The organism is Acinetobacter sp. YH12072 (assembly GCF_013419565.1).
Taxonomy (GTDB): Bacteria; Pseudomonadota; Gammaproteobacteria; order Pseudomonadales; family Moraxellaceae; genus Acinetobacter.
Genome location: NZ_VOZV01000093.1, coordinates 1 through 1,210 on the forward strand (window position 1 = coordinate 1; position 1,210 = coordinate 1,210).

At 52.2% G+C, this 1,210-nt stretch carries 1 tRNA gene and 1 rRNA gene; both read left to right on the top strand.

Annotation, left to right across the window (positions count from 1 at the left end):
• Nucleotides 1–1,072: ribosomal RNA gene (locus FTU19_RS16145) — 16S ribosomal RNA — on the top strand; the annotation flags it as partial.
• Nucleotides 1,073–1,133: 61 nt separating this feature from the next.
• Nucleotides 1,134–1,210, top strand: a tRNA-Ile gene (locus FTU19_RS16150).

The window sequence follows — 1,210 nt, forward strand, 5'->3', positions numbered from 1 at the left end:
GGGATAAGTGGACGTTACTCGCAGAATAAGCACCGGCTAACTCTGTGCCAGCAGCCGCGGTAATACAGAGGGTGCAAGCGTTAATCGGATTTACTGGGCGTAAAGCGCGCGTAGGTGGCTAATTAAGTCAAATGTGAAATCCCCGAGCTTAACTTGGGAATTGCATTCGATACTGGTTAGCTAGAGTATGGGAGAGGATGGTAGAATTCCAGGTGTAGCGGTGAAATGCGTAGAGATCTGGAGGAATACCGATGGCGAAGGCAGCCATCTGGCCTAATACTGACACTGAGGTGCGAAAGCATGGGGAGCAAACAGGATTAGATACCCTGGTAGTCCATGCCGTAAACGATGTCTACTAGCCGTTGGGGCCCTTGAGGCTTTAGTGGCGCAGCTAACGCGATAAGTAGACCGCCTGGGGAGTACGGTCGCAAGACTAAAACTCAAATGAATTGACGGGGGCCCGCACAAGCGGTGGAGCATGTGGTTTAATTCGATGCAACGCGAAGAACCTTACCTGGCCTTGACATACAGAGAACTTTCCAGAGATGGATTGGTGCCTTCGGGAACTCTGATACAGGTGCTGCATGGCTGTCGTCAGCTCGTGTCGTGAGATGTTGGGTTAAGTCCCGCAACGAGCGCAACCCTTTTCCTTATTTGCCAGCACTTCGGGTGGGAACTTTAAGGATACTGCCAGTGACAAACTGGAGGAAGGCGGGGACGACGTCAAGTCATCATGGCCCTTACGGCCAGGGCTACACACGTGCTACAATGGTCGGTACAAAGGGTTGCTACTGCGCGAGCAGATGCTAATCTCAAAAAGCCGATCGTAGTCCGGATCGCAGTCTGCAACTCGACTGCGTGAAGTCGGAATCGCTAGTAATCGCGGATCAGAATGCCGCGGTGAATACGTTCCCGGGCCTTGTACACACCGCCCGTCACACCATGGGAGTTTGTTGCACCAGAAGTAGGTAGTCTAACCTTAGGGAGGACGCTTACCACGGTGTGGCCGATGACTGGGGTGAAGTCGTAACAAGGTAGCCGTAGGGGAACCTGCGGCTGGATCACCTCCTTAACGAAAGATTGACGATTGGTAAGAATCCACAACAAGTTGTTCTTCATGACGATGTATCTGAGGGTCTGTAGCTCAGTTGGTTAGAGCACACGCTTGATAAGCGTGGGGTCACAAGTTCAAGTCTTGTCAGACCCACCA